The sequence below is a fragment of the Chloroflexus islandicus genome (genome assembly GCF_001650695.1).
Lineage (GTDB): Bacteria > Chloroflexota > Chloroflexia > Chloroflexales > Chloroflexaceae > Chloroflexus > Chloroflexus islandicus.
Map to the genome: position 1 here is coordinate 132,839 of NZ_LWQS01000038.1, position 24,609 is coordinate 157,447.

Genomic DNA, 24,609 nt, shown 5'->3' on the forward strand with positions numbered 1-24,609 from the left:
AGACGGCAAGAATGTAACGCAAAGACGCAAAAAACGCAAAGGTCGCAAAGATGATTGTAAGGATGGGCCGCAAGTACGGTTGGGAGTAAACACCAAAAAACCTTAGCGTCCTCTGCGCCCTTTGCGCCTTTGCGTTTTTCATTCTTTGCGCCTTTGTGTTTTACCGCCTTTGCGCCTCACTCTAGCGGTAATTCGACACTTGCTAACACTTCAGCCAAAATATCCGCTGCCGTGCGCCCACGCAACGCCGCCGCAGGCCGCACCAGCAAGCGATGGCTAATGACCGGCCCGGCTAGCGCCTTATAATCATCGGGCAACACATAATCGCGCCCGGCCAGCGCCGCCCGCGCCTGCCCGGCCCGAAACAAAGCCAGCGTCGCCCGCGGACTCATCGCCAGCGCCAAATCGGGATGCGCGCGCAACGCCTGTGCCACGCGCACCAAATACTCGCGCAACGACGGCGCCACCCGCACCCCATACAACGCCCGCTGCAACGCCGGCACTTGCGCCCCATCCACCACCGCCGCAAGCTGGGTAATCGGATGTTCACCGGCCAGCGCCGCTAACATCTGCACCTCTTCAGCCGGCGACGGATAGCCCAGCCGCACCTGCACCAAAAACCGGTCAAGCTGCGCCTCCGGCAAGGGAAAGGTGCCTTCAAACTCAATCGGATTCTGGGTCGCCAAGACCAAAAACGGCTGCGGCAGCAGATGGGTCGCGCCATCGACGCTCACCTGCCCCTCACCCATCGCCTCGAGCAAAGCGCTTTGGGTACGCGGCGTCGCCCGGTTAATCTCATCAACCAGCAACACATGGCTAAAGAGCGGGCCGGGTTGAAAGACAAACTGGCCGGTCTGGGGACGATAGACACTCACCCCGGTCAAATCGTTCGGCAACAGATCCGGCGTACACTGCACCCGCCGGAAACTCAACCCCAACGACAGCGCCAGCGCGCGGGCCAGCATCGTCTTCCCCACCCCGGGAACATCCTCGATCAACCCATGCCCGCCGCACAACAACGCGATCAACAACAGGTCAATCGCCTCGTCCTTGCCGACGATCACCCGCGCCACATTCGCGCGCACCCGCCCGGCAAACTCGGCCAGCGCGCGCACGTCAGTTGAGGTTGATGGTAACGTCACGTTCTATCTCTTTACCGCAGACCTGCTCGATCTGAATGCGCTTGGTTCGATAAGGTCACACAGAAACTGACGGATGTAATCGAACATTGTCCTTAGCGATCCGTCATATCCGGGTGCGTTCGTGTCCTATGCGCCCGATCCGTCCCACAACCTGTGTGAATCCGTGTCCCATTCCTGCTGATCATTATATCCGAGAACGGCCCGATCTCACCCGCCCGCCAAATCGCTTGACACTCGCAATCCCACGTTATCCCACACTATCCCACATTATCCCACACGAAACCCACATGGGTGTTAGGAGTTTTTGGAACGGATGTTCTGAAAACGCTAATAAAGCCAACGATTGAGGTTGCGCCACTCATGCGGAGATGGTATGATAAAGAGCACTATTTTCCTGAACATAGACTTGAGGGTTTTATGTCAGATACGCCTGACTACAACCGTGTCATCGCCGAGTGCCTTGCGCATCCGCAACCCCCTTCCGATGATCTGATTGCCCTCGTCAAGCGCGTGCTCACGGCTGAAGACGAACCCTCGCGTGAGCAACTGCAAGCACTGAATCGACAGCTTAACGCGCATTCCAATCACCGCCGCTTGGCGCTCGTCTACGGCGGCGCGACCAAGATCAAGGGCTATGTCTTTGAGGCCTCCAAACTGCCTGAAATTCGCGGCGCTAGCGCGCTGCTCGATTGGGTTGGCGAGCAGCAGGTGCATCAGATTTGGCACAAAGCCTTCCCGAAAGGAGATCCCTCCAAACCGCATCCGTATGTCATCTATGCCAGCGGCGGCTCGTTCTTGGCCTTCGCGCCCTGTGACTTAGGCCAAAAACTGGCCACTCAAGTAGAATGCGCCTACGCCGAACACACCCTTACCGCAAACAGCGTCGCCGTCGCCGCTTGCTTCGACCTGCTCGAACTGCGCTATGGGAGACTGTTCCGCGACCAAGCGACGCCTCCAAATAAGCGACTGCGCACGGACGAAGCGACGGAGGCAGAGGGGAGACTTTGCTCTGATGAAGCGACGGATGCAGAGGAGAGACCCTCTCTCGACAAAGCGACAGAGCAATTGACAGATTCATTCTATTGGGTTGAGGATTTTATTCGCGACTGCCAAGATGCAAACAAATGGGCGGAACTGGAACAGTATTATTATCTCCCTGACGATTCAGGCTTCGCTGCGAATGACAAGAGTGAAGCTGCCCTCAAGCGGCGCTTTTTCAATCGCAAGACCTTTGGCGAGCTGGTGACGGTGCTGGCAACAATGTTTCACCGCCGGCGCGATGAACGGACTAGGCATGGCAAGCCGCGCTATCTGCCGCATTATGAGTTGATACCGTGGGCCGAGAAATGCCACAGCAGCGATGTTCGTCCGGCAGTGATCAAAGCACGAATCGGCAATGATGACCGGCAGCTTAGCGAAGCATCGGCCCGCAAACTAGCGGTTGGTCGCACGGTCAAAGGCGCAGATATTGGCGATCTTGCGAAAGCACTGAAACCGTGGCAAGTACCGACAGACTTAAAGAGCAATTCTTGGGAAACGCGCTGGCGCGAGTTCCTGAGCAAGAATCAACAAAGCAACTACGCTCGTCACCCTAACTACGCCGATGCTGAGCCAGCCTCTGATCTTGGCGACATAGCTGCGGCTTCCTCGCCATCGCGCTACATCGGCCTGATCTACGCCGACGGCAACAATATCGGTCGCCTCATGGCCACGCTGACCACCCCTCAGCGCTACTACGAAGTGTCGCAAGTGTTGAGCGAGGTAGCGAGAGAAGCTGTTTTTACTGCTTTGGCTGAGCATCTCACGCCGGTGAAGAATGTGCATCCGTTTGAGATTCTTGCCATCGGCGGCGATGATCTCTTCATCATTGTACCGGGAGACAAAGCGTTTGATATTGCGCTGACGATTGCGCAGTATTTCGAGCGAGAGTTAACGATAAGGCTTGGATCGCTGATCCCGCGCAAAATAACGAACAATAGTCAAAAGGAACTTATCCGGTACCACGGTGACGACCCTGTTGCACAAGCAATCCGCACCTTTTCTCCCGCCGTTGGCCTCTCGGCTGGGGTGCTGATTGCCCAAGAAAACACCCCCTTCTTCTTCCTGCGCGATCTGGTAGAAAATTTGCTAAAAAATGCGAAGAAGCTGGCCAAACGGAACGCGACCTGTCATTTCTTCGGCGGCGCGATTGACTTTATGGTGCTGAAGTCGATCGGGATGGTGAGCGATAGTGTCGATGCCTTCCGCGCTGAGGCGTTGCAAGACACCGAAAAGAACCAGCGCCGTCTCACCGCTCGCCCCTACACGTGGGCCGAATTCGCCGGTCTGCTGGCGTCGATTCGGGCGCTGAAACAGGCCAATGCGCCACGCTCGCAACTCTACCGCATCCAGCGGGTGTTGTTGCGCAACCGCACCGCTGGCATCTTTGATAGTGCAATGGAGTATCTCTACACCCGTTCGCGCCTAGGCGATCTAAGCCAAGTACTCTCGAAGCATATTGATCAGGCTTGGTGTATTCCATCGCCTATGATCCCGCCTTGGTCACGACAGATTGGTATAACGAGCAAAGGACAGCGCTACGAGACGATTTGGCCAGACCTGCTGGAAGCCTATGAGTTTGTGCCCGCCAAGCAGTGATGGAGATGCTATGCAGTTACGCATTGAATTGACCATTACCAGCCGCACAGCCTTTAGCATTGGCGCCGGCGGTAGCGTAATGACTATTGCTGATAAGAGTATTATCCGCGATGGTTGGGGCCGTCCGATCATTCCCGGCTCGCAATTGAAAGGTCGTTTGCGCTGGGCCGTCGAGCAAGTGCTGCGTGGGTTGGGGCAAGATATTCCTAGCCCGTTTGATGCGTATCCCCGCGTCGAAAAAGATACCTTGGTTAAACGCATCTTTGGCACGCCTGAATCCCGCTCACCGCTCTTTTTCGCCGATCTACCCGGCGTTATCGGCGATCTGGCGCAGATGGATGCGCTGCGCACTGAACACATCCAACATCAGAGCCTGATTCGCCCTTCGGTGATGATCAACCGCACCCGCCGCACGGCTGCCGACAACCTGCTGATGTTTCAAGAGACCGCCCTAGAGACGACTCGGTTCCATTCGCCGCGCGCCATTACCGGCCAAATTGCGGACGTGTCTCACGCGGCGCTCCTCTGGATGGCGGCGCATCTCAGCACTCGTTGGGGTGGCGCGAAATCGCGCGGTTTGGGTTGGGCAACAGTTGAGGCAAAAGTCTTTCTCGATGAACAAGAGCGTCCAGCAGCGCAATTGCGCGCAGATTTGCAGGCGTTGGTGCAGCAGCTCGGAGGTCACTCATGATCGTGCGGCTTGAGATCGAAGCGCTAGCGCCGCTGGCCTTCCCGGAACGCAAACCCGGCGCCCAGTTCAACCGGAGCTTAGACTACATTCCCGGTGCTGCTATCTTTGGCGCGCTCGGCCAGATTCTCGGCAAGAATCCGGCCAACCTGCCCTTGCTGCGCGCTATCCGCTGCCACAATGCCTATCCGGCGTACCAAGGCGATCCATGGGTGCGCCCGCTGCCAGCGACGGCCATCCAACCGAAAGGCGAGGACAAGCGTGTATACGACTCGCTTTACCAGCGCGTCTGCTGGGAACAGCAGCAACCGGCAGCCCTGATCTACGCCCCCACCTCGTCTGACGGGCGGCCATGGGAGGCGGCTGGCGCCAAGTTTTACACCCTGCGCGATAATGCGATCGCGTTTCGCAAGGTGCAGCAGCGCATGCAAACCCGCGTCGGCATTAACCGCCGGCGCGGCACCGCCCAAGACGAGCGACTGTACACGGTGCTGGCCATCCGGGAAACGATGCTTCGGGAATCTGCGTCACAGCCTTCAGATCATAACTACGGCCCCACCAAGGATAACCTTGTTCCTACCCGCTTCCTTGGCAGCTTGGTGATCCCTGACGACGCGCGTGATACGGTGCTTGCCGCCCTCCGCCAGATCACTCATCTCGGTGGACGCCAAACCACCGGTCTTGGCGCAGTGGCGATCCACGCGCAATCGGCGGCAGAGACGAGTGAGAATCTGCGTGAACGCATAGTTGCAATGACCGAGCGCTTCAAGCAGCAAGTTCAACTGTATCAAGAACTTGGTGGCAAACCTTGTACAATCGACGGCCATATCTTCACTGTCAACCTGCTGTCAGACGCTATCTTGCTTGAAGACGGCTGGATCCCGACCCAAGAGTTTAGCACCGCTCAACTGAAGGCGATCACTGGCATTGATGCCACCTTGATCCGCTCGTTTACGACCACCAAAACGGTGGGTGGTTATCATACCCAGTGGCATCGGCCCAAACCAACCAATATTGCCGTGTCGATGGGCAGCGTATACGTCTTTGCGACCGCGAAAACCTTGAAAGCTGAGGAAATTGAGAAACTCGCTGCCCTCCAACACGACGGCATTGGTGAACGCTGTCAAGAAGGGTACGGTCAGGTGCGGATCTGCGACGAGTTTCACTTGCTGAACCTTGTGTAAGCGAAGAAGGAGAAGTGATGAGCAGCGCCAATGCCCTCGATCCCCAGCGCCTCCGCCATGAGCTGTTGTTGCAGCAGGCGATTGAGCGTCGCCTTGATGAATTAGTTCATCTTGCCACTCGAACCGCAGCCATGCTGAAAGACTCTAGAGGAATGGAAATAAGCCAACTGCGCAATCTGTTGAATGTGGCTACCACAACTTCCTCTCCCGAAGTGGTGATCAACTTCATCCGCTACCAGATCGCGCGCGAAGATGAAAAATGGGGCAAAGGCCAAAACAGCTTTGGCCATACCCTGATTAAGCGCCTCCGTAAAGAGGTTAAAGAGTGGGCAGCGACCGTTGCCAAAGAGGTGAACGCTCACATGCCTAACGAACCGTCCGATGCCTTGCACAGCGCAGCATATATTCAGCTTATCCGATTATTCATCGGCTACCTGAACCGTGCCTTTTACTACGGCAAAGAGGTAAAGGACGGGTTCAACCAGTTGCAGGAGCTAGCCAATGCCTAACATCTATTCATTTGAAGCATTGCGCAACCGGCTCTCAGTGCGCGGCGTCTTGACCGCCTTGACCGCGCTGCGCATCGGCGCCGGACGCGAGAGTGATGTGATCGGCAACGATCTGCCGGTCTTGCGTGACGCCTTGGGCCGTCCGTTTATCCCCGGCGCATCGCTGAAGGGGGCATTTCGCGCCCGCCTTGAGGGCTTGATCCGCACGGTGGCTGAACACGAGGTGCGTGATTTCGATAGTATCGAACAGCAGATGCGCGAATGGGCGCGATTGGCAAGCGAGAACAAGATTGATCTCGATAAAGAGGTCTGGCCCAAATCAACCATGATCGAACTCACTTTTGGCGCGCCATGGCTGGCCGGACGGATCTTGTTCAAGGATGCCCTGATCGATCCCGATCTCTGGTTTGGTCAGTTTGAAGTGCGCAATGGGGTGGCGCTCAACCGCGATACCGAGACCGTCGAGCAAGGACTGCTGTACGATTACGAAGTGGTGCCGGCAGGGATGCGCTTTGATTTCGAGTTGGTGATGGAGAACGCCACCGATTGGCAGTTGGGGATGGTCGTGCTCGGCTTGCAACCGTGGATCCGCGGCGAGATGCAGGTGGGAGGTTTCCGCAGCCGCGGGTTGGGTTATGTGCGGCTCGACAACGTGTCTTACGATTTTGTCGAACTACGCCGCGGCGATGCTGAGAGCTTGTTGGCATTTCTCGATGACACCCGTACCCACACACCGGATAGCGCTACTATCGATGCTTGGAAGCGCGCGTTTCGTGATGAATTGCAACGCCGGGCCAACGCCAAACCGGAGGTGACCAACCATGCATAAAGCGATCTTCCTTGAAGGCAGCCTCCGCTTGACCATCGAACCCGACGGCCCGATCTTAATCAAAGCCGGCGAGAGCGGCGGCGCCGATCCGACCCTGCCCGATATGGAGTTTGTCCGCAGCCAAGGGCACGTCTACTTGCCCGGCTCATCGCTCAAAGGCGTCGTGCGCGCCCAATGCGAACGCATCTGCCGCTCACTCGACGGCCCGGAACGCTATGATCACGCACGGCAGCGCCGCAGTGACCAAGACTTTATTCCGCCGTTGGCCGATAACCCATTGGTGGAACGCGGCAAATACAAAGAGTATGTTAAAGGTGGAGATGACATTACGTTCTCATCAGGTATCTACTTTGAACAAATGCGCGAAAAGCTCGATAAACTAGCCAACAAAACCGCCGTCATCTTCCGCCGCTCATCATTTGTGAGCCAGATCTTTGGCCACACCAGCCTCGCCAGCCGGGTGCGCTTCGCTGATGCCTATCCGGTGGGTGAGGTGACCATTGAAGAGCGGAATGGGGTAGCCATCGATCGCATTTATGGGTCGGTAGCTCACGGCCCCTTCAACTACGAAACGGTGGTTGCCGGCAAGTTTCAAACCCAGATCACCTTCAAGAATCTGACCTTAGCCCACCTTGCCCTGCTGGGGTTAGCCCTGCGCGATCTGGCCGAAGGCCGGATTGGGATTGGTTTTGGCAAATCGCGCGGTTTGGGCCGGGTTAAGGTGAACTTCGACGAGTTGCGCCTATACTACCCGACCTGCGAACTGGTTGATGGCACGCTGCGCTTGCTTAGCGGTCAAGCCGTCGCACCGGCCACGAAACTCGCCGGGTTAGGCGCACTCTGCGACGAACGCTTCAAAGCGTACGATCTCCCGCCGCGCGAGGATGATTTGATTGATCTGCCACCCGGCTTGGCCTACCGCGCCGACGACTTCTTCGGCGTAACGCTGGTCGCTAACGGCAACGAGCAAGTGTTGGCGGTATGGAAGGCGTGCATGCCAGCGTGGCGGCGGGAGATAGGGCTATGAAGGGGTATATCTACCGTTGCGCGCCGATCACTGCTGCCCAACTGCGCGATCTGATCACGCAGCAGGTTGGCTTGCCCTGCTGGTACTTCAGCGGCACCCATCTGTGGCAAGCCCCTGCCTTAACAGCGTTGGAACGTTCGGCGCAGATTGATGTGAACCGTGACTTCGGTCATGCCTTCAGCCAGCAAGCTGAAGTGCGCTGGAAACAGCTCGATAGCGACGCCTTCGATGTATTGATTTTGAGCGAACGAGCGCTTACGATACCTGGAGCGCGAACACTGGCCAGCGCTTGGGAAGTGCGCGAACATCCGCAACGGCCACTGATCCAGAGCGGCAAGCGGCAGCAACTAGTCTACTACACCTACCATGCCCCCAACGGCGCAGCACAGTTCACGCGGTACATAGCGGGAGAAATCAAATGACGAAATCATTCGGCAGCGGCCCTTTTCAACCATCTGCACCCAAACCGTACGATTTTGTCCCTCTGCCTGATCAACAGCCGCCGTTACAGCCACCGGCTGGTCATCATCGCTACCGCGCCGAAGCGTTGAGCGGCGTGCTCGAAGCCGTGATCACGGCTCGATCGCCGGTGCATGTCGCCTCCGGCTTGCTTGAGCAGCAGCCAAACAACAAGCAATACCCGCTGGTCAAAGCTCACTTCCGCACCGGCGGCACGCTGGCAATACCCGGTACCTCGCTCAAAGGCTGCATCCGTAGCATTGTGGAAGCGATTACTCCCTCGGCTGTCACCATCACCCGCTCTCGCGAACTGGCGAGCAAATATCTACCACCCCGGTCTATCGATAAGCGTGGACTTGATCTGTCCGGACGCATCTTTGGCGCGCTGGGGTATTTAGGCTCGGTGAACTTTGCCGACGCAACCCTCCAGACAGGGCAGGTTGAGATTATCCCGTCGCCGCAACTCTTCCGCCCCCGCGCCGAGTCATTCAATACCTATTTCGATGAGAATCGCCGCGCGCGCGGACGCAAGTTCTACATGCATGGCAACCTCGCCAAAGGCAACCTCCCGCTTGAAGCGTGCGCTGCCGGCAGCACCTTCCGCCTGCGAATGACCTTTAACAACCTCACCAAAGAAGAATTGGGAGTGATCTTGATCGCGCTGGGGCTCGGCCAACCAAGCTTCTGCCCCAAACTCGGCGGCGGTAAACCGGCCTGCCTCGGCACCATCGAAATCAGCCAGCCGGTCTTGCAGTGCGACAATCCCAAAGCGCGTTACAGCGGCGACGATGCTGCCGCCGCCACGCCAACGATTGGCGAACTGATCGCCGCTGGAACCAAGCTCGTCTTGCAACCGCAACTCGCCAAGCTCGCCGATGTCTTGCGCTGGCCGCGCGAGGATCGGGATTGCCCAAGCAGAAGTTATTGATCCCGTGCGGAATATTCCGCACGGGATCACGTAGCGCCTAGGTTAGCGTGACCATAGGTTCAGCTCAACACCGAAGCGACCGAAGAGGATGATGGTGTGGAAATAACAGGCTGCTTCTTAAACCAAATAACACATCAAATGAACATTTAAAAGAACAGGATTTTCGTCATGATCTTCACCACCGCCGAACAACTCGCCGCCGATCTTGCCGGCAGCAGCGTCGATCCCAACGAGGCGCAGAAAGCGCTGGCGTATCTACGCAGCAAACGCGACCCCAAAGCCTTCTTTACCTATCTCCATGCCATCGTCAAAGATGGACGTGTGGTTATTCGCTCTAACCAGACCCTCGACTATTACCGCGAAATCCTCGCCGCCTGCCAACGCCACCTCACGGGGATGGACTATGACGAGATGGTGCAAACGCTGGGGTGGGCATTGCGGCTGCTGCGCTACTATCGCAACGTCCCGGAAGCGGTGCGCAAAGCGATCGAAGCGGAAGTTCCGCCGATTGCGCCGCCCAAACCGGTACCGGTAGATCACCTTGAACCGGCATCATCGCAGAATGACCAGCCATCGGCAGCGCTAAAGTCACCGAAGCAGGTAGGAGATATCTTCACTGGTAAAGTTATCGATGGCGATGACGAGATATTCCTGATTGAGGTACTCGGCCATCCTAATGTCATAGCTATTTTGAAACGTGAACCCGGCGTGCCAAACTATCGCCTGCAAAAAGACTCTGCCCGCGTTGAGGTAGTTAGTGTCGAGCAGAAAGCCGGTAAGATGATCCTTCACCTAAAACGAAAAAAGTGAAGGGGGAGTATTGAGTGAAAAGCCGGCATCAGCGAATTATTGAACACTTACCGGCAAGCGTGTCAGCAGATTTCACACGTCTCAAATAGTCAATGTAGCTCGCATTCCAACCCTAACCGAACGCCACGCTAGCACAAACATCCCAACCATCCAGCCCAACCCGGCTGGCCCAACCACCTATCGCCACCTTGCAACCGGCCCGGAGCAACCGCGTATGACTCAGCAGCCAACCGCCCTCCTCATCCTGATCGGTGGCCGGCAGACGCCGAATATCTTAAGCGCGCAGCACCTCCGTCCACAAGTTATTGCGCCGATTGCATCGCACGAGGCGCTCAGACCCGGCCAAGCGTGGGAGATGGTGTATCCCGCGCTCAAAAATATTGGGAGCACAATCTTGCCGCCAGCCGCAGTTGATGCCTTTGATCTCGATCAAATCAAACAAGCCTGTGCTAACGTCATCGCCTCGCATCCTGAAATGCGTTGGGTGTGTAACGTCACCTGCGCCACAACCATTATGAGCATTGGGGCGTATGAGGTGGGGCGTGATAAGGGGGCGGATGTGTGGTACTTCGATACCAATAGCCGGCGGGTGATTGTGCTGGCCGGCCAGCCGCCACAGGGTGATCCATACCGGCTATCCGTCACCGACTATCTCCGCATCTACCAACGCAAGGCAAACCCTGCACCGCCACCGCCGCAATCGTGGCTCGAACTCTCTCGCCAGATGGCGCAAGCGCCGGATGAGGCGATTGAGTTTCGTGAGCAGTTGCGCAAAGTGGAGGCAAATGCTAGCTATAGCGGGCCGCGCTGGTTGAAAGGCATATCGCTAACACGGGCTATGCAGAACTGGCTGCCACTGCTTAGCGATGCCGGTTTCATCGATCAATACCAGCGCCAACATGGTGCATACAACCTGCATCAGGTACATCAGGATTTGTGGAAATTCGTCGATGGTCTATGGCTTGAAATTGTTGCGTGGGATGCGGCGCGCCAAGCTGGCTGTTTCGATGATTGCCAGTACGGGCTTGAGATGCCAATCGCCGGACAAGCTGCGATGAATCAGCTCGATCTTGCCGCCACTTCTGCGGCTTCGCTGTTGATTGCCGAATGCAAAACCGATCAGAGCCCTTTCAGAACGATTTACCTCGACAAACTCCAATCGATCACTGATCTGATCGGCGGTTCATTCGTCGTCAAGCTATTTATTGCGGCCCGCAGCAGCCAAAACGCTAATCCTGACGCTTGGCGATCATTTTCCGACCAAGCCAAAGCCCGCCAGATCGTCGTCGTTACCGGTGAGCAGTTGCCGAATTTGAAAGACATTTTGGCAAAGGAAGCGAAGAGGCCAACCTACTCACGGACATAGGCGCTAAGCCGTTTTTCACGCTTGAACCGCTCACCCACCATAAGGGAGTAAGAGCGTCAATGCAAAGACGCAGTAGAGCCGGACGGACGTCCGGCTCCGCAAAGGCGCAGAGACGGTCAACGCAAAGACGCAAAGAACGCGAAGATCGCCAAGGGTTGCGGGAAACATCTGCTGTATACCACACAGCGTTCTAACCAACGATTTTTGTGCCTTTTGCGTCTTTTTGCGGCTATTCCGTGCAATGTTTTCCCGCCAAAGGTGCAGGGGAAAACGGGGTATCACCCTCTAAATACTACGCAGCGTTCCAACCAAAAACTTTTGCGCCTTTTGCGTCTTTTTGTGGCTATTCCTCTGCGCAGCTCCCCCGCACCCGCCACAAAGTGTCTTCCTCACACCCCCGGCACGCCGATCGTCAACCGCGCCACCAGCCCGTCGTTGATCGAGCCGGTGACAGTCGCCATCTGCTGCTCCCAGCCGTCGCGGAAGACGCCATCTCGTTCGAGTGAGAGTTGGCCGAGATTGCGCAGGCTGTTGCCGTATTGGGCATCGGCGTACACTTGCCGGCTAATATCGGCGGGAAAGGCCAGTTGCGACGTATGCACTACGTTACGCGCGCTGGTGGCTTGCTCAAGCGAGGGGTAAATCTCGAAGTGGATGTGTGGCCAGCGCCCGGCGTAACAGCCGGGGAAGATGGTCTGAAACACAGCGATCCCATCCGCGCCGGCGGCCTGCACCCCGCGCAAGTAGTCTTCGCCCTCGACGCCGGGACTGTACATCGAGTAGCGTCCCGGCGCGTCACAGTGCCAAACGTAGATCGCGTAGCCGTCCAGTGGCGCGCAGTCGCCGCCTGCCCGCACCAGCTTCAATTCGAGCCGCAATGGCACGCCGGCAGCGGTGTTGCCAGTGCCGAGACTGGTGCGGATGTCGGGCCGCACCACTCCCGACCGGCTGAGCACGTTGAGGTTGGCGCCTTGCGCACCGTTGCCGGGGAAGGGGCCGGCGGTTTCGCGCGGAATGGCATCGACGCATTCGGCTACCGCGACGCTGGTCGGAGCTGCTGTGGGTGCGATGGTAGTAGGAGGGGCCGTGGTTGGCGCCGCAGTAGCCGCCGCCGCAGCCGGCGCGGTGGTGGGGACAGCGGTGGGGCTTGGCGCGGCGGTGGGGGTTGCTGCCGGATTGGACATCGGTGTGCAGCCGGCCAGAAAGGTGGTGATTCCCACCAAGCCGAGCCGTAGAAGCCGCCGGCGAGTGAGCAGCGGTTGCTGCATCATGGCCAGATCGGCTTGCAAGCCGAGATCAAAGAGGTCGCGCTGATCAGCGGGCATGGTCTACTCCTGAAAGTGCTTTATACTAGAGTATCGCCTATCTGAGTCATAACACATGCCCGTGCCGGAATTAATGAGAAGTTGTGAAGAGGTGGTGAAGGGATGAAGCGCACGGGGAGCGCGGGCCGCTGGCCCGCAACAGCACCGGAGCGCGGGCCGCTGGCCCGCAACAGCACCGGAGTGCGGGCCGCTGGCCCGCAACAGCACCGGAGCGCGGGCCGCTCGCCCGCAACAGCACCGGAGTGCGGGCCGCTCGCCCGCAACAGCACCGGAGCGCGGGCCGCTCGCCCGCAACAGCACCGGAGCGCGGGCCGCTCGCCCGCAACAGCACCGGAGCGCGGGCCGCTCGCCCGCAACAGCACCGGAGCGCGGGCCGCTCGCCCGCAGCAGCACCGGAGTGCGGGCCGCCCGCTTGTGAAGCAGGCATTGCAATGACGCACATGCGTAAGGCAACACCCTCGCTATCATTCGCTTTTAGGAGGAACTATTCTTGATCCGGTCTCGTCTCCTCGTCATCTGCCAACACTGCGAGCGTGTCTTCACGGTCAAGGACGCGCACGACTAATTGCAGCCGTCCCGGCGGGGTGCCAATGACCCGCTGGAAGATATCACTAGCAGCGGCGGCGAAGGCCCGCTTTTGTTCGCGGCTCGGCGGTTGGTCGCCACTGTAAAAGACTTCAAGCATCGGCATTGGTTACTCCTGTGAATATACCATCACTAAGCGGCTCTCTATGGCGCGCAGATCGAATATGACATGCGGCAGTTGCACTGCCGCATACCATACCAAGCGGCTGCGTTCCCGCCGGCGCCATCACATCTTCTACCGCGCGCTCGGCGCGCAGGTATGCGGCAGTTGCACTGCCGCACTCCATAATAAAGCGGCTGCGTTCCCACCGGCGCCTCACGTCTTCCGCCGCGCGCTCGGCGCGCAGGTATGCGGCAGTTGCACTGCCACACTCCATACCAAGCGGTTGCGTTCCCGCCAGCGCCTCACGTCTTCCGCCACACCCTTGCCGGGCATCCACTCACACAAACCGTAAACTGATCGGCGGTTGGCCGTGCATTTCGAGCACAAAGAGATCGCCGCGTTGGGCTGGAATAGTGGCTGCCAACGCGCCGGAGATAACAATATCACCGGCGCGCAGCGGGATGCCGAAGCTGCGCAATGTGTTGGCCAGCCACGCCACCGCCAGCGCCGGATGGCCGAGCGCCGCCGCACCGGTACCGAATACGGCGGGCCGCCCGTTGTGACTCATGACCATGCCAATGGTGCGGAGGTCACTGCTGCGCAACGCTTTGCTCCACGCGCCGATCGTCAGCCCGCCATACGAGGCGTTGTCGGCGATGGTGTCGGCGAGTTTGATCCGCCAGCGTTCGATCCGGCTATCGACAATTTCAATCGCAGCCGCCAACGCTTCGGTGGCAGCCAGCACCTGTTGCGGCGTAATATCTGGCCAATCGAGCGTTTCACCGATCAGAAAGGCGATTTCACCCTCGACCCGCGGCTGCAAGAAGACCTCGAAGGGCGCTTCGGCCCGCCCGCCAACGGCCGGAAAATAGCGCGAAGCCCAGAGTGTACCGTAGTCCGGCTCGTTGACTCCCATTTGTTCTTGCACCGCTTTGCTGGTGAGGCCAATTTTGCGCCCGATGATCCGCTCGCCCCGCCCAAGGCGCAGTTCCGTCCAGTGGGTTTGGATGCGGTAGGCGGTAGCCGCATCGCTAATCCCGGCGCTTTCGGTCAGCGGCGCGATGGTGAAGCGCTCTTCCCACGCCCGGTCGAGACGCTGCGCGAGTTCGGCGATGACGGCTTCAGTTACTGGTTGCTCAGGCATATCGTCTTCGCCTCCGTGTAGAACTCTAGGCTGTAGTGGCCGCCTTCGCGCCCGATGCCGCTGTTTTTCATACCGCCAAACGGCACCCGCAGGTCGCGCACAAAGAAGTCGTTGATCCAGATCGTGCCCGCTTCGAGCGCCGCGCCTAACCGCACTGCGCGCCCGACGTCGCGCGTCTGCACAACTGCTGAGAGGCCGTAACCAACTCCGTTGGCAATTGCAATCGCTTCTTCCTCATCATCGAACGGCGCAACCGTCACTACCGGCCCAAAGATCTCTTCTTGGCACACCCGATCGCGGGGCTGGACATCGACAATAATCGTTGGCTGTAAGAAGTTGCCCTGATCGAAGGGCGATGGCAAATTGGGCTGCGTTCCTCCCTGAATGATGCGCGCGCCGCTATCGCGGGCGATAGCGATGTAGCTGCTCACCCGTTCGTGATGTTCGCGCGAGATCAGTGCGCCGACTTTAGTGCTGGCAGCGAACGGATCGCCAACGGTGAGGTTGGCGGCTGCCGCTCGGAAACGCTCAAGGAAGGCGTCGTAGATCGGGCGCTGCACCAGCAGCCGCGGCCCGGCCAGACAGAACTCGCCTTGGTTGAAGAAGGATGAGCGCAGGCTGATGGCAACTGCCCGGTCGAGATCGGCGTCGGCGAAGATGAGATTCGCGCCTTTGCCGCCCAATTCAAACGAGACGCGCTTGAGGGTGGATGAGGCAGCGGCCATGATGATCTTGCCGGTGGTGGTTTCGCCAGTGAATGAGATCAGCTTGACGTCAGGATGTTTGGTAAGAAATTCACCGGCTGAATTGGGGCCGAAACCATGAATGACGTTGATCACTCCCGGCGGTACGCCGGCCTCATGGGCCAATTGCGCTAGCCGCCATGTGCCAATCGGCGTCAGCTCAGCCGGCTTCATCACTACCGTATTGCCAAACGCTAGCGCCGGCCCCATCTTCCACGTCGCCTGCAAGAGCGGGATATTCCACGGCGCGATTAAGGCCGCGACTCCCACCGGCTGCCGCAGCACATAATTGATATAGCCGTTATCCATCGGGTAGGCTTCGCTCCCGTGGGTGGCGGCAAAATCGGCAAAAAACTCGATGTTGGCGGCAATGCGCGGGATGTAGCCGGCCCGATTTTCGCTGATCGGTCGCCCAACATCCCACGTCTCAATCGCAGCCAGCTCCGCTTCATGATCGCGGATCAGTTGGGCAAACCGCTTCAGAATCAATCGCCGCTCTGCCACCGGCGTCCGGCTCCATTGGCGAAAAGCCCGCGCCGCCGCCTGCACCGCCGCATCAACTTCAGCCGCTCCTGCCTCCGGCGCCGACCCGATCACATGGTTGGTCGCTGGGTAGAGAATATCGAACCGCGGCCCTCGATCAACGAATTGGCCGTCAATGTAGTGGCTCACATGAAAAAAGGGATAGTCCATCATCCTGCTCCTTCCAGTTGCGCCTGCACTATGTCGTCGCCGAGCACGACTTCGAGCACGCCGGCCGCAGCCGGAATCGCCGGCGCCGGTGAGCCAAGGAAGATGATCTGCCCGGCGGCAAGGCCGCCAGCCGCCTGCGCCAACCAGCAGAGCTGCTGGGCAAGGTTGCCCAATGCCGCCACCGGCCCGGCCGCGCGCAGCTCGCCGTTGAGGTACAGCCGTAGCTCACCGTCCGGCATCGGTTCGTGCAGCCGCTCACCGAGCAGAAAACCGCCGCCCGAGGCGTTGTCGGCGATCACTTCAACGGCGCTAAAGCGGTAATCGGCCCATACGCTATCGAGAATGTCAAGCCCAAGAAAGATGCCTCCTACCGCGCGCGCCGCCATGCCCGGTTCGGCGTGGGCCGGCAACGGACTGCGCAACACCACGGCTAGCTCTGGTTCGAGCCGAGGCTGCACGAAGTCATTCAGGTTGATCACCCGCTCGCGGATCATTGCCCGGCTGATCCGGCCATATATCGGTTGGTCAAGACCCATCTGGCGCTGCTTGGCCGGACTGATCAGGCCGAGTTTGTAGCCAATGCAGTGTGCATCAGGCACGCGCATTCGCTGAATACGGTACGCGCCGGCCAAATCGACGCCCCACTCGCCGGCCCGGCTCGCGACCGGCTGGAGCGACCGCCGCGCATGCTGGATCGTGGTCGCCAAACTATCTTCAGCCCGAGTAAGCTCCATAATCATTCCTCACCACATGGCGCCTGTGCATTTACCGCTGCCCGTCGCTCGCCGGTTCGTTCCGGCGCAATTCAGCCATCGACGTCCCGCCAACCGTCCAGTGGGTTGGCGGAATCTCCTGAATGATTAATCTCACCTCGGCCAGCGGCACGCCAAACGCTTCGGCGGCCGCCGCCGATACCGCGCGCGCCAATTCGGCTTTCTGTTCGGCGCTGCGCCCTTCCAGCATCGTGATGCGCAACAGCAGCATGAGACCAATCCTTTGACAGTTATTCACCCAAAAATGCGCGCACCAATTGGTGAAAGCGCTGGCTATGCTCAATCTGCGTCCAATGGCTGCACCGCCCGATCACATGCAATTCGGCGTTGGGCAGGCGGTTGAGCAGATAGTAACTGGTATCAACCGGCACGATCGCATCGTCACGGCCATGGATCAACAATACCGGCTGCTCGATCCGGCGCAGCGCGGCATCAGGCACGATCAGCGCGTCGAGATGGGTTTGGCGCGGCGCCGGAAACATCGCTGTGTACGACCGTCGCACGTCGGCCCGCATTGCAGCCGCATAGCGAATGCGCACAATCTCGTCGAGCCGGTCGCGCACAAAGGCATCGTCATAAACAAACCAGCGAATCGCTTGGGCCAACAGTGCCGGCGAAGGATCATCGTAGAATCCCCACAACCGGTCGAGTTCCGGCGTGAGCCGGCACGGTGCGCCAATCGCCCCCATCAACACCACCCGCCGGAACCGCTGCGGCGCTTCGAGCAGCAGATGCAGCGCGACCGCGCCGCCCATCGAGTTGCCGACAAGGTCAACCTGCCCTACGCCCAGCGTATCGAGCAGCGCCAGCATCTGATCGACCCACACCCGCATCCAGCGCCGGATGTCGTTCGGCGGCGGATCGGGATGCTGGCTATCGCCAAACCCCACTAAATCGGGTGCTAGACAATCCCACCGCTCGCCGAGCGCGGGCAAGGCCAGTTGCCAATTCGACCAGCCGTTAGCGCCCGGCCCCGACCCGTGAATGAAGAGGATTGCCGGCCCTCCCGCCGGCCCTTGCCGGTTGAGGTTGGTGGTATACGCACCGGTTATGATCTGTTCAGCCATCGCCGTTCCTTGTCTTCAGCCGGTAGCTAGCAACGACGCCCCCCATCCGTGTGCATCCGCGTCTCATTTGCCTCACACCGCTGCCAGCTTGCCGTACTGGCCACGGTAGAACAGTAGCGGACGACCTTCGCGGTAGGCAAGGTACTCAACCAAGCCGATAAAGAGCGTATGGTCGCCGGCGGGATGGGCATCAACAATCCGCGCCACCACATGGGCCAGCGCCTCGGCGATCAGCGGTGTGCCAGCGTGCCAGACGAAATGCGGCTGCAAGCCGGCCACTGGTTTGCCGCTGAAATGGCGGCTGAGATGCTCTTGCTCTTCGCTCAGCTTGCTCACGCCGTAGCGCCGGCCGGGGGCCAGCAAGCTATGCATTTTCGCCGTGCGTCCAATCGACACTAGCACTAGCGGCGGCTCAAGCGAGACCGACAAAAAGGCGTTGGCGGTCATGCCATGCACCACTTCATTATGGGCAGTGGTGATAACGGTCACCCCAGTCGCAAAACAGCCCATTGTGGCGCGAAACAAGCGCGGATCGAGCGCCGGATCGGCCAGCATAGCCGCGGATTGGTTGCTCATAGGCGGGACTCCTTGCGGGTGCCGGCAGTGTGCCGCCGGCTCAAATCAAGCGCCACGTCGATGATCCAGTCTTCTTGCCCGGCCACCGCCTGCCGCCGTCCTAGCTCAACCAGTATCTCGCGCGGATCAACGCCGTACTGCGCGCCGGCCCGTTTGGCGTGCAACAAGAAGGTTGAGTAGACGCCGGCATAGCCAATCGTGATCGCATCGCGATCGGGGAAGGGTTGGAAGGGCATGATCGGCGCAACGATGTATTCGGCGGCGTCCATCAGGCCAAAGACATCGAGGCCGGGATTCAAGCCCAACCGGTCGAGCACGGCTGCCAACAGCTCGGTAGCGGCATTGCCGGCCCCCGCCCCCAACCCGCGCAGACAGCCGTCGATCTGGTCGGCGCCGGCTTCGAGCGCGGCCAGTGTGTTGCCAATCCCTAGGCCAAGGTTGTTGTGAGCGTGAAAGCCGACCTGCACCGAGAGCGCTTCCTTCAACGCCCGCACCCGTGCCGCCGCGTCAGACGGCAACATTGCGCCCGCCGAATCAACGATATAGACGCAATCGGCGCCATACGACTCCATCAACTTTGCCTGCTCGGCCAAGGCTTCTGGCGGGCGCATGTGGGCCATCATCAGAAAGCCGACCGTCTCTAAGCCCAATTCTTTCGCCAACCCAAAATGCTGTTCGGAAACATCCGCCTCAGTGCATTGGGTCGCAATCCGCACGACTTGAATCCCGCGCGCGACCGCCTCTTTCAACTCTTGGCGCGTGCCAATGCCCGGCAGCATGAGCGCAGCGATCTTGGCGCGTTCGGCGTGGCTGCGCGCCGTCTCGATCAGATCAAATTCCGATGTGTGCGAAAAGCCGTATTGCAACGACGATCCGGCCAACCCATCGCCGTGGCTGACCTCGATCACCGGCACGCCAGCCCGATCGAGCGCCTGCACAATGCTCGCTACTTGCTCGCGGGTGAATTGGTGGCGCATCGGGTGCGAACCGTCGCGCAAGGTGGTATCGGTTAGGCGCGGCGCTTTCATGCCGTCACCTCCATGGTTTTCAAGAGATGGGCGGCGAAGAGTTCACCGACTCGCCGGGCCGCCGCCGTCATGATGTCGAGATTGCCGGCGTAGGGCGGCAGAAAGTCGCCAGCGCCCTCCACTTCGAGCAGCATAATGATCACTGGCCGTTCGCCCCACGGTGTCGCCCGCCGCTCGACAACCGGTAGATTCTTGAGCCGGTAGCCGGGGACGTAATGTTGGACATCGGCCACCATTTGCGCGACCGAGTCTTGGACGGCGGCTTCATCAAAATCGCCTTCCGGCATCACATAGATGGTGTTGCGCATCAAAATTGGCGGATTGGCCGGATTGAGAATAATAATCGCCTTGGCTTCCTGCGCGCCGCCGATCGCCTCAAGCCCGCGCGCCGTCGTAAAGGTAAACTCATCAATATTCTGGCGTGTGCCCGGCCCCGCCGAACGGCTCGCAACCGTGCTCACCATCTCGGCGTAACGCACCGGCGTCACCCGGCTCACCGCATACACCAGCGGGATGGTGGCCTGCCCGCCGCAGGTGATCAAGTTGACATTCGCCGCGCGCAGATGCTCGCCGAGATTGACCGGCGGCACCACATACGGCCCGCGCGCCGCCGGAGTAAGGTCAATCGCGATGCGCCCGCTCTCGCGCAATAATTTGGCATGGCGCACATGCGCTTTGGCGCTGGTGGCATCAAACACTATCCGAATCTCAGGATCGGCGAGAATGGCCTCAATGCCATTGGCACTGGTTGCAATCCCTAACTGCCGTGCCCGCGCCAATCCTTCCGATGCCGGATCGATCCCGGCCACCAACGCCAATTCCATCGGCCCCGGCTGCCTTAGCAGCTTATACATCAGGTCGGCGCCTATATTGCCGGAACCGAGGATGGCGACTTTGACTTTATCGGCTTGCATGCAGACGTTCCTCCATAATAGCCCAGCCGCTCAGAAATGCGCTGCGCGCCCTCAACAATCGCTCGCGTGTATTGGTCGCGGTGGGTGCGAAAGCGATGGGTCGGCGCCGAAAAGCTCACCGCGGCGATAACCTGCCCTTCGTAGTTGCGAATCGGCGCTGCTACACAGCACAACCCAATCGATACCTCTTCGAGATCGTAGGCGTACCCCTGCTGCCGCACCCGCGTCAATTCGGCTGCCAACGCATCAAGCGAGGTGATGGTATTGGGCGTAAACGGGTACAGTTGCTCATCACCAACCACCCGCAGCACTTCACTCCATGGTTGGTGGGCCAGCAAGACTTTGCCCACCCCTGAACAGTGAGCCGGCAACCGCACCCCAATCCCCGACAACTCGACCTGCAATCCCTGCTGGCCGCGCAACTTCTCAAGATAAACCACCGTCCCCGCTTCCAGCACAGCCAGATGCATTGTCTCACCCCACGCCGCCACCATCTCTTGCATCACCGCCCGCGCTTCGTCACGGAACTCGGTGGTCTTGAGCAGCGTCTGCCCCAACTCAAGCAGACGCCAACCCAACCGGTAGCGACCAGTGCCAACCCGGCGCAACAGACCCTGCTCGGCCAGACTGCTGAGCAGCTCCGAGACGCTCGATTTGGGCAGCTCGAGCGCCTTCGCCATCTCGCCCACACTCCATTCCGGGTTGGCCGGGGTAAAGAGCGTGAGCGCGCGCGCCGCCTTTTGCAGAGTCTGCAACATCGCTTCCTCCTTAGCTATGGTTTAGAGTGCAGATCGCAAGCGCAACTACAGGCCCGTTTCATCCGCACACCCCAGCCCGCGCAGCGGGCTTCGTAGCCTTCACCCCGCCTTGTAGGGCTAGGCACATGGGCCAGACACAGCGACCTTCCCATCTCTCCAACCCGCGCCACCGACTTCGTAACCATCGCCCAGCCCTTGAGGTTGAGGAGCGGCCAGACCATCCGTTGATCACTGTGCGATGCCGCCACGCTCGGCGCTGCGCTCTCCTCTCCCACGCTGCGGGAGCGGGGCTGGGGGTGAGGGCCAGCAGCCCGCGCAGCGGGCTTCGTAACCCTAGCCCGGCCCTTCAGGGCCGGGTACCGGACAGATGTTCTGTCCGCCCTTAAACCCGCGTTGCGGGAGAGGGGCTGGGGGTGAGGATGCACCAGTACATCCCAACGCCATCAACCACATCTGCACTCGTGTGATCTATCCGCCCTTGAACCCTTCAGGGCCGGGCGCATCTGCCCGCCCTGAAGGGCCGCGACTACCAACCTACCCCGCCGCCATCGCCGGCTCGTGCTCATGCACCACCGGCGTGCCGTAGAGGAAGAACTCACCCGGCAAGTTGCCGCCGAACCAGACAATCCCCGCCGCCAGCGTCTCTTCCGTCCACGTGATCGGCTTCCACGCCGGGTCGAAGATCAGATAGCCCGGATCGCCAAACAGCTCGACCCGGTTGCCGCCCGGTTCATAGACATACATAAACATCGCTTGGCTGATACCGTGCTTGCCGGGGCCGGCCTCGATGTAGATGCCCTGCTCGCGGAAGACATCGGCCAGATCGTTGAGGTTCTGCGGGTAGCCGTACCAGTAGCAGACGTGGTGCAACCGGCCGCGCGCCCCTTTGCCGTCACGCATCAGCGCCACCTCATGCACCAACGGCGACACGCTCAGCCAGCAGCCGGCCTCGATGCCATTGTTCAGCACAATATGCTCGCGCAGCCGGAAGCCCAACTGCTCCATCATAAAGTTCTTGTTAACCGTCACATCCGAGGTGAGCAAATTGACGTGATCGAGCCGGCGCACCGGCACGCCGCGCAACGGGCGCTTCTGCGGCCGGTTGAGCAGCGGCGACTTCTGATCTTCCGCCGGCTGGAAGTACTCCACCTCCCACAAAATCTCCATCGGGTGGCCGTCAGGGGTGGTGAATTGGTAAGCCGCGCCATGGCCGAGATCGCCATCCATCCAACCTTTGCCCAAGCCCGACGCCTCGATCGCCTTCACCCGCCGCTCGAGTGCCTGCGGCGAGCTGGCCCGCCACGACACATGGCCCAAACCCGGCTCCTTCGCCTCAGTGATCTTGAGCGTGTGATGGTACCAGTCTTCGTAGGCCCGCAGGTAGACCGACTGCCCCTGCTGCGTCGTCACCTCCATACCGAGCAGATCGCGGAAGAACCAGAGCGTCTCATTTGGCTTCGGGGTCAAAATCTCAACATGGGCCAGTTGATGGGTGTCGAAGATCGGCTCGCTCATTGTTGTCCTCCTTCCTTGCGTGTGTTAGCGCTGGTTCATCACCACATTGACATCATCCGGATTCACCAAATCAGCCGCCGTCCAGCCATCGAGGTCGTATTCGGCCATGCAGCGCTCGGCAAATGCCTTCATCTGCGCCGTCACCCCCATCGCCATCGCCGCACCCAGCGTCTCGATGCGGATGTTCTCGTGATTGCCGGCGTAATTGCGCTCGTACAGCTCGTGCCTCCCGCCAAACTCGGTACCCATCGCATCCCAGAGCAGCTTCATCAGCTTGATGCGATCGAGCGCGCTGTAGCCGTTTGAGCCGCGCACAAACCGATCGAGGTAGGCGCGCACTTCCGGGTTCTTGAGATCGGCGGCGTGCGATGGCAGATAGATCAGCGCACTGGCCACGTCCTTCTCGATCAGGTCTTTAATCTTGACGTAGGCGTCCGGCGCCATCACCCGATACGAGAATGCCGCCTCAAGGTTGGGCAAGAGGTAGCCATCAACCCACGGCATCGGGTTGCGCACCATCGCCTCGGTCAACTGCCAGAAGAGGTTGCGATAGGTGACAATTTCGCCCAACCGCGCCTGCACGCCGCGGAACTCGCCCACCCCGGTCGCTTCCACCGCCTTGAGCATCAGGCCGGTGATGAAATCGAGCTTGACGGCAAAGCGCACGCCGCCATGCAAGGGGAAGCGATGGCCAAAGCCCGAGAGCGGGAAGAAGGTATTGACCTTCTCAATATCGCCGTAGACAAAGACATTTTCCCACGGGATCAGCACCTTGTCGAAGATCAGGATCGAGTCGTTCTCATCCAGCCGGCTCGATAGCGGATAGTCGAAGGGGCTGCCCGTGACCGCGGCATTATATTCGTAGGAGGTGCGCGCAATCAGCTTCACGCCGGGAGCATTCATCGGCACTGCGAAGATCAGCGCAAACCGCTTCTCTTTAATCGGCAGCGGGCCATAGTGAGCAATAAAGTTAACGTGAGTCAGCGCGCTGCCGGTTGCCACCACCTTCGCCCCCGATACAATCAGGCCGGCGTCGGTCTCGCGCTCGACATGCATAAACACGTCGCCAACTTCATCCGGCGGGCGGTTGCGGTCGATCGGCGGATTGACAATCGCGTGGTTCCAGTAGATCAGCTCTTCCTGCGTCCGGCGGTACCAGCGCCGCGCATTCTCTTGATAGGGTGCGTAAAACTCGGCATTCGCGCCCAACGTGCCGGTGAAAGCCGCTTTGTAATCAGGGGCGCGGCCCATCCAACCATAGACCGCCCGCTGCAACTCGGCAATTGTATCGCGCGCCCGCACCAGATCAGCAACCGTGCGCGAGCCAACAAAGAAGGGGTGGGTCCAGCCGCCGCTGCCGGTATCGGTCGGCATCGTCCACTTCCAGTTCTCCGGCCCGCCGCGCGCCACGTCCTCTTGGTGCAGCTCGTGCAGGCGATCGTACCACCGCGCCACCATCCGCGCCGAATTGCGGAAGGCCGGATGCGTGGTAATATCCTTTACCCGCTCGCCTTGAAAGTAGACCACTCGATCGTCGCGCAGGCTCTCAAGATACTCCCGCCCATTCATTGGGCGCGCGCCAGCTACGGTGGTCTCCGCCATCGTCTCGGACACCGTCATGCCATCACCTCCCTGTGAACGAATCCTCAGCGCCCTTGCCGCGTCACGGTATTGGGATTTAGTTTTGTCTCCGCGGTGATTGTGATTATAGGGGGGGCGAGCAGCGTTGTCGATAACCAAATTCGGAATACCCGAACGGGGGTTGAAATGGTGGAAAATGACTGGCGGCGCCGGGAACTAATTCCC

The 24,609-nt window shown here is 59.7% G+C and carries 24 protein-coding genes; 10 read left to right on the forward strand and 14 right to left on the reverse strand.

Annotation, left to right across the window (positions count from 1 at the left end):
* Positions 1-176: 176 nt before the first annotated feature.
* A complete protein-coding gene (locus A6A03_RS04820) occupies positions 177-1,142 on the reverse strand; it encodes an AAA family ATPase (RefSeq protein ID WP_066784169.1) in 966 nt (321 codons plus the stop codon).
* Between the two features lie 291 nt (positions 1,143-1,433).
* On the opposite strand from A6A03_RS04820, the gene A6A03_RS04825 reads away from it, so the two are divergent.
* The 10 genes from A6A03_RS04825 (at position 1,434) to A6A03_RS04870 (ending at position 11,579) form a co-directional block, all read left to right on the forward strand.
* Positions 1,434-3,779, forward strand: coding sequence for a Cas10/Cmr2 second palm domain-containing protein (locus A6A03_RS04825; RefSeq protein WP_172812282.1), 2,346 nt, complete (start codon positions 1,434-1,436; stop codon positions 3,777-3,779).
* Positions 3,780-3,789: 10 nt separating this feature from the next.
* Complete coding sequence (locus A6A03_RS04830; protein ID WP_066784173.1) at positions 3,790-4,470, forward strand: RAMP superfamily CRISPR-associated protein; 681 nt, start codon at positions 3,790-3,792, stop codon at positions 4,468-4,470.
* Complete coding sequence (csx10, locus tag A6A03_RS04835; protein ID WP_066784176.1) at positions 4,467-5,651, forward strand: type III-D CRISPR-associated RAMP protein Csx10; 1,185 nt, start codon at positions 4,467-4,469, stop codon at positions 5,649-5,651. The genes A6A03_RS04830 and csx10 overlap by 4 nt, the downstream gene beginning before the upstream one ends.
* 17 nt (positions 5,652-5,668) lie before the next feature.
* The gene (locus tag A6A03_RS04840) at positions 5,669-6,160 is read left to right on the forward strand and encodes a hypothetical protein (protein WP_066784177.1); all 492 of its coding nucleotides are present in this window, start codon (positions 5,669-5,671) and stop codon (positions 6,158-6,160) included.
* Positions 6,153-6,989, forward strand: a complete 837-nt coding sequence (csx7, locus tag A6A03_RS04845; protein ID WP_066784178.1) for a type III CRISPR-associated RAMP protein Csx7 — start codon at positions 6,153-6,155, stop codon at positions 6,987-6,989. Before A6A03_RS04840 ends, csx7 begins: the two co-directional genes overlap by 8 nt.
* A complete protein-coding gene (locus A6A03_RS04850; protein ID WP_066784179.1) occupies positions 6,982-8,016 on the forward strand; it encodes an RAMP superfamily CRISPR-associated protein in 1,035 nt (344 codons plus the stop codon). The genes csx7 and A6A03_RS04850 overlap by 8 nt, the downstream gene beginning before the upstream one ends.
* Complete coding sequence (locus A6A03_RS04855; protein WP_066784181.1) at positions 8,013-8,438, forward strand: hypothetical protein; 426 nt, start codon at positions 8,013-8,015, stop codon at positions 8,436-8,438. The genes A6A03_RS04850 and A6A03_RS04855 overlap by 4 nt, the downstream gene beginning before the upstream one ends.
* On the forward strand, positions 8,435-9,403 hold the full coding sequence (locus tag A6A03_RS04860) for an RAMP superfamily CRISPR-associated protein (RefSeq protein ID WP_066784182.1): 969 nt from the start codon (positions 8,435-8,437) through the stop codon (positions 9,401-9,403). Before A6A03_RS04855 ends, A6A03_RS04860 begins: the two co-directional genes overlap by 4 nt.
* A gap of 168 nt (positions 9,404-9,571) precedes the next feature.
* A complete protein-coding gene (locus A6A03_RS04865; RefSeq protein ID WP_066784184.1) occupies positions 9,572-10,213 on the forward strand; it encodes a hypothetical protein in 642 nt (213 codons plus the stop codon).
* A gap of 214 nt (positions 10,214-10,427) precedes the next feature.
* Positions 10,428-11,579, forward strand: a complete 1,152-nt coding sequence (locus tag A6A03_RS04870; protein ID WP_066784187.1) for a Card1-like endonuclease domain-containing protein — start codon at positions 10,428-10,430, stop codon at positions 11,577-11,579.
* Between the two features lie 389 nt (positions 11,580-11,968).
* On the opposite strand, the gene A6A03_RS04875 is transcribed toward A6A03_RS04870, so the two are convergent.
* From A6A03_RS04875 to A6A03_RS04940, 13 genes are all read right to left on the reverse strand, one after another.
* Positions 11,969-12,904, reverse strand: coding sequence for an intradiol ring-cleavage dioxygenase (locus A6A03_RS04875; RefSeq protein ID WP_066784189.1), 936 nt, complete (start codon positions 12,902-12,904; stop codon positions 11,969-11,971).
* Between the two features lie 484 nt (positions 12,905-13,388).
* Complete coding sequence (locus A6A03_RS04885; RefSeq protein ID WP_066784191.1) at positions 13,389-13,595, reverse strand: tautomerase family protein; 207 nt, start codon at positions 13,593-13,595, stop codon at positions 13,389-13,391.
* Positions 13,596-13,929: 334 nt separating this feature from the next.
* Positions 13,930-14,736, reverse strand: a complete 807-nt coding sequence (locus tag A6A03_RS04890) for a 2-keto-4-pentenoate hydratase (RefSeq protein ID WP_066784193.1) — start codon at positions 14,734-14,736, stop codon at positions 13,930-13,932.
* Positions 14,718-16,172, reverse strand: coding sequence for an aldehyde dehydrogenase (locus A6A03_RS04895; RefSeq protein ID WP_066784195.1), 1,455 nt, complete (start codon positions 16,170-16,172; stop codon positions 14,718-14,720). The genes A6A03_RS04890 and A6A03_RS04895 overlap by 19 nt, the downstream gene beginning before the upstream one ends.
* Positions 16,172-16,906 carry a 2-keto-4-pentenoate hydratase gene (locus A6A03_RS04900; RefSeq protein WP_066784197.1) on the reverse strand — a complete coding sequence of 245 codons (735 nt, stop codon included), beginning with the start codon at positions 16,904-16,906 and terminating at the stop codon, positions 16,172-16,174. Before A6A03_RS04900 ends, A6A03_RS04895 begins: the two co-directional genes overlap by 1 nt.
* A 31-nt stretch (positions 16,907-16,937) precedes the next feature.
* A complete protein-coding gene (locus A6A03_RS04905) occupies positions 16,938-17,183 on the reverse strand; it encodes a 2-hydroxymuconate tautomerase family protein (RefSeq protein ID WP_281181259.1) in 246 nt (81 codons plus the stop codon).
* On the reverse strand, positions 17,176-18,012 hold the full coding sequence (locus A6A03_RS04910) for an alpha/beta fold hydrolase (protein WP_066784202.1): 837 nt from the start codon (positions 18,010-18,012) through the stop codon (positions 17,176-17,178). The genes A6A03_RS04905 and A6A03_RS04910 overlap by 8 nt, the downstream gene beginning before the upstream one ends.
* A 72-nt stretch (positions 18,013-18,084) precedes the next feature.
* Positions 18,085-18,588: a flavin reductase family protein gene (locus tag A6A03_RS04915; RefSeq protein ID WP_066784205.1), complete on the reverse strand. Its 504-nt coding sequence runs from the start codon at positions 18,586-18,588 to the stop codon at positions 18,085-18,087.
* Positions 18,585-19,616 (reverse strand): 4-hydroxy-2-oxovalerate aldolase, encoded by a 1,032-nt coding sequence (gene dmpG, locus A6A03_RS04920; RefSeq protein WP_066784208.1) that lies wholly within the window; start codon positions 19,614-19,616, stop codon positions 18,585-18,587. Before dmpG ends, A6A03_RS04915 begins: the two co-directional genes overlap by 4 nt.
* Positions 19,613-20,530 carry an acetaldehyde dehydrogenase (acetylating) gene (locus A6A03_RS04925; RefSeq protein ID WP_066784211.1) on the reverse strand — a complete coding sequence of 306 codons (918 nt, stop codon included), beginning with the start codon at positions 20,528-20,530 and terminating at the stop codon, positions 19,613-19,615. The genes dmpG and A6A03_RS04925 overlap by 4 nt, the downstream gene beginning before the upstream one ends.
* The gene (locus tag A6A03_RS04930; RefSeq protein ID WP_066784214.1) at positions 20,482-21,288 is read right to left on the reverse strand and encodes an IclR family transcriptional regulator; all 807 of its coding nucleotides are present in this window, start codon (positions 21,286-21,288) and stop codon (positions 20,482-20,484) included. Before A6A03_RS04930 ends, A6A03_RS04925 begins: the two co-directional genes overlap by 49 nt.
* Before the next feature lie 534 nt (positions 21,289-21,822).
* On the reverse strand, positions 21,823-22,803 hold the full coding sequence (locus tag A6A03_RS04935; protein ID WP_066784217.1) for a catechol 2,3-dioxygenase: 981 nt from the start codon (positions 22,801-22,803) through the stop codon (positions 21,823-21,825).
* 24 nt (positions 22,804-22,827) lie between these two features.
* On the reverse strand, positions 22,828-24,423 hold the full coding sequence (locus A6A03_RS04940) for a 4-hydroxyphenylacetate 3-hydroxylase N-terminal domain-containing protein (RefSeq protein ID WP_066784221.1): 1,596 nt from the start codon (positions 24,421-24,423) through the stop codon (positions 22,828-22,830).
* Positions 24,424-24,609 lie beyond the last annotated feature (186 nt).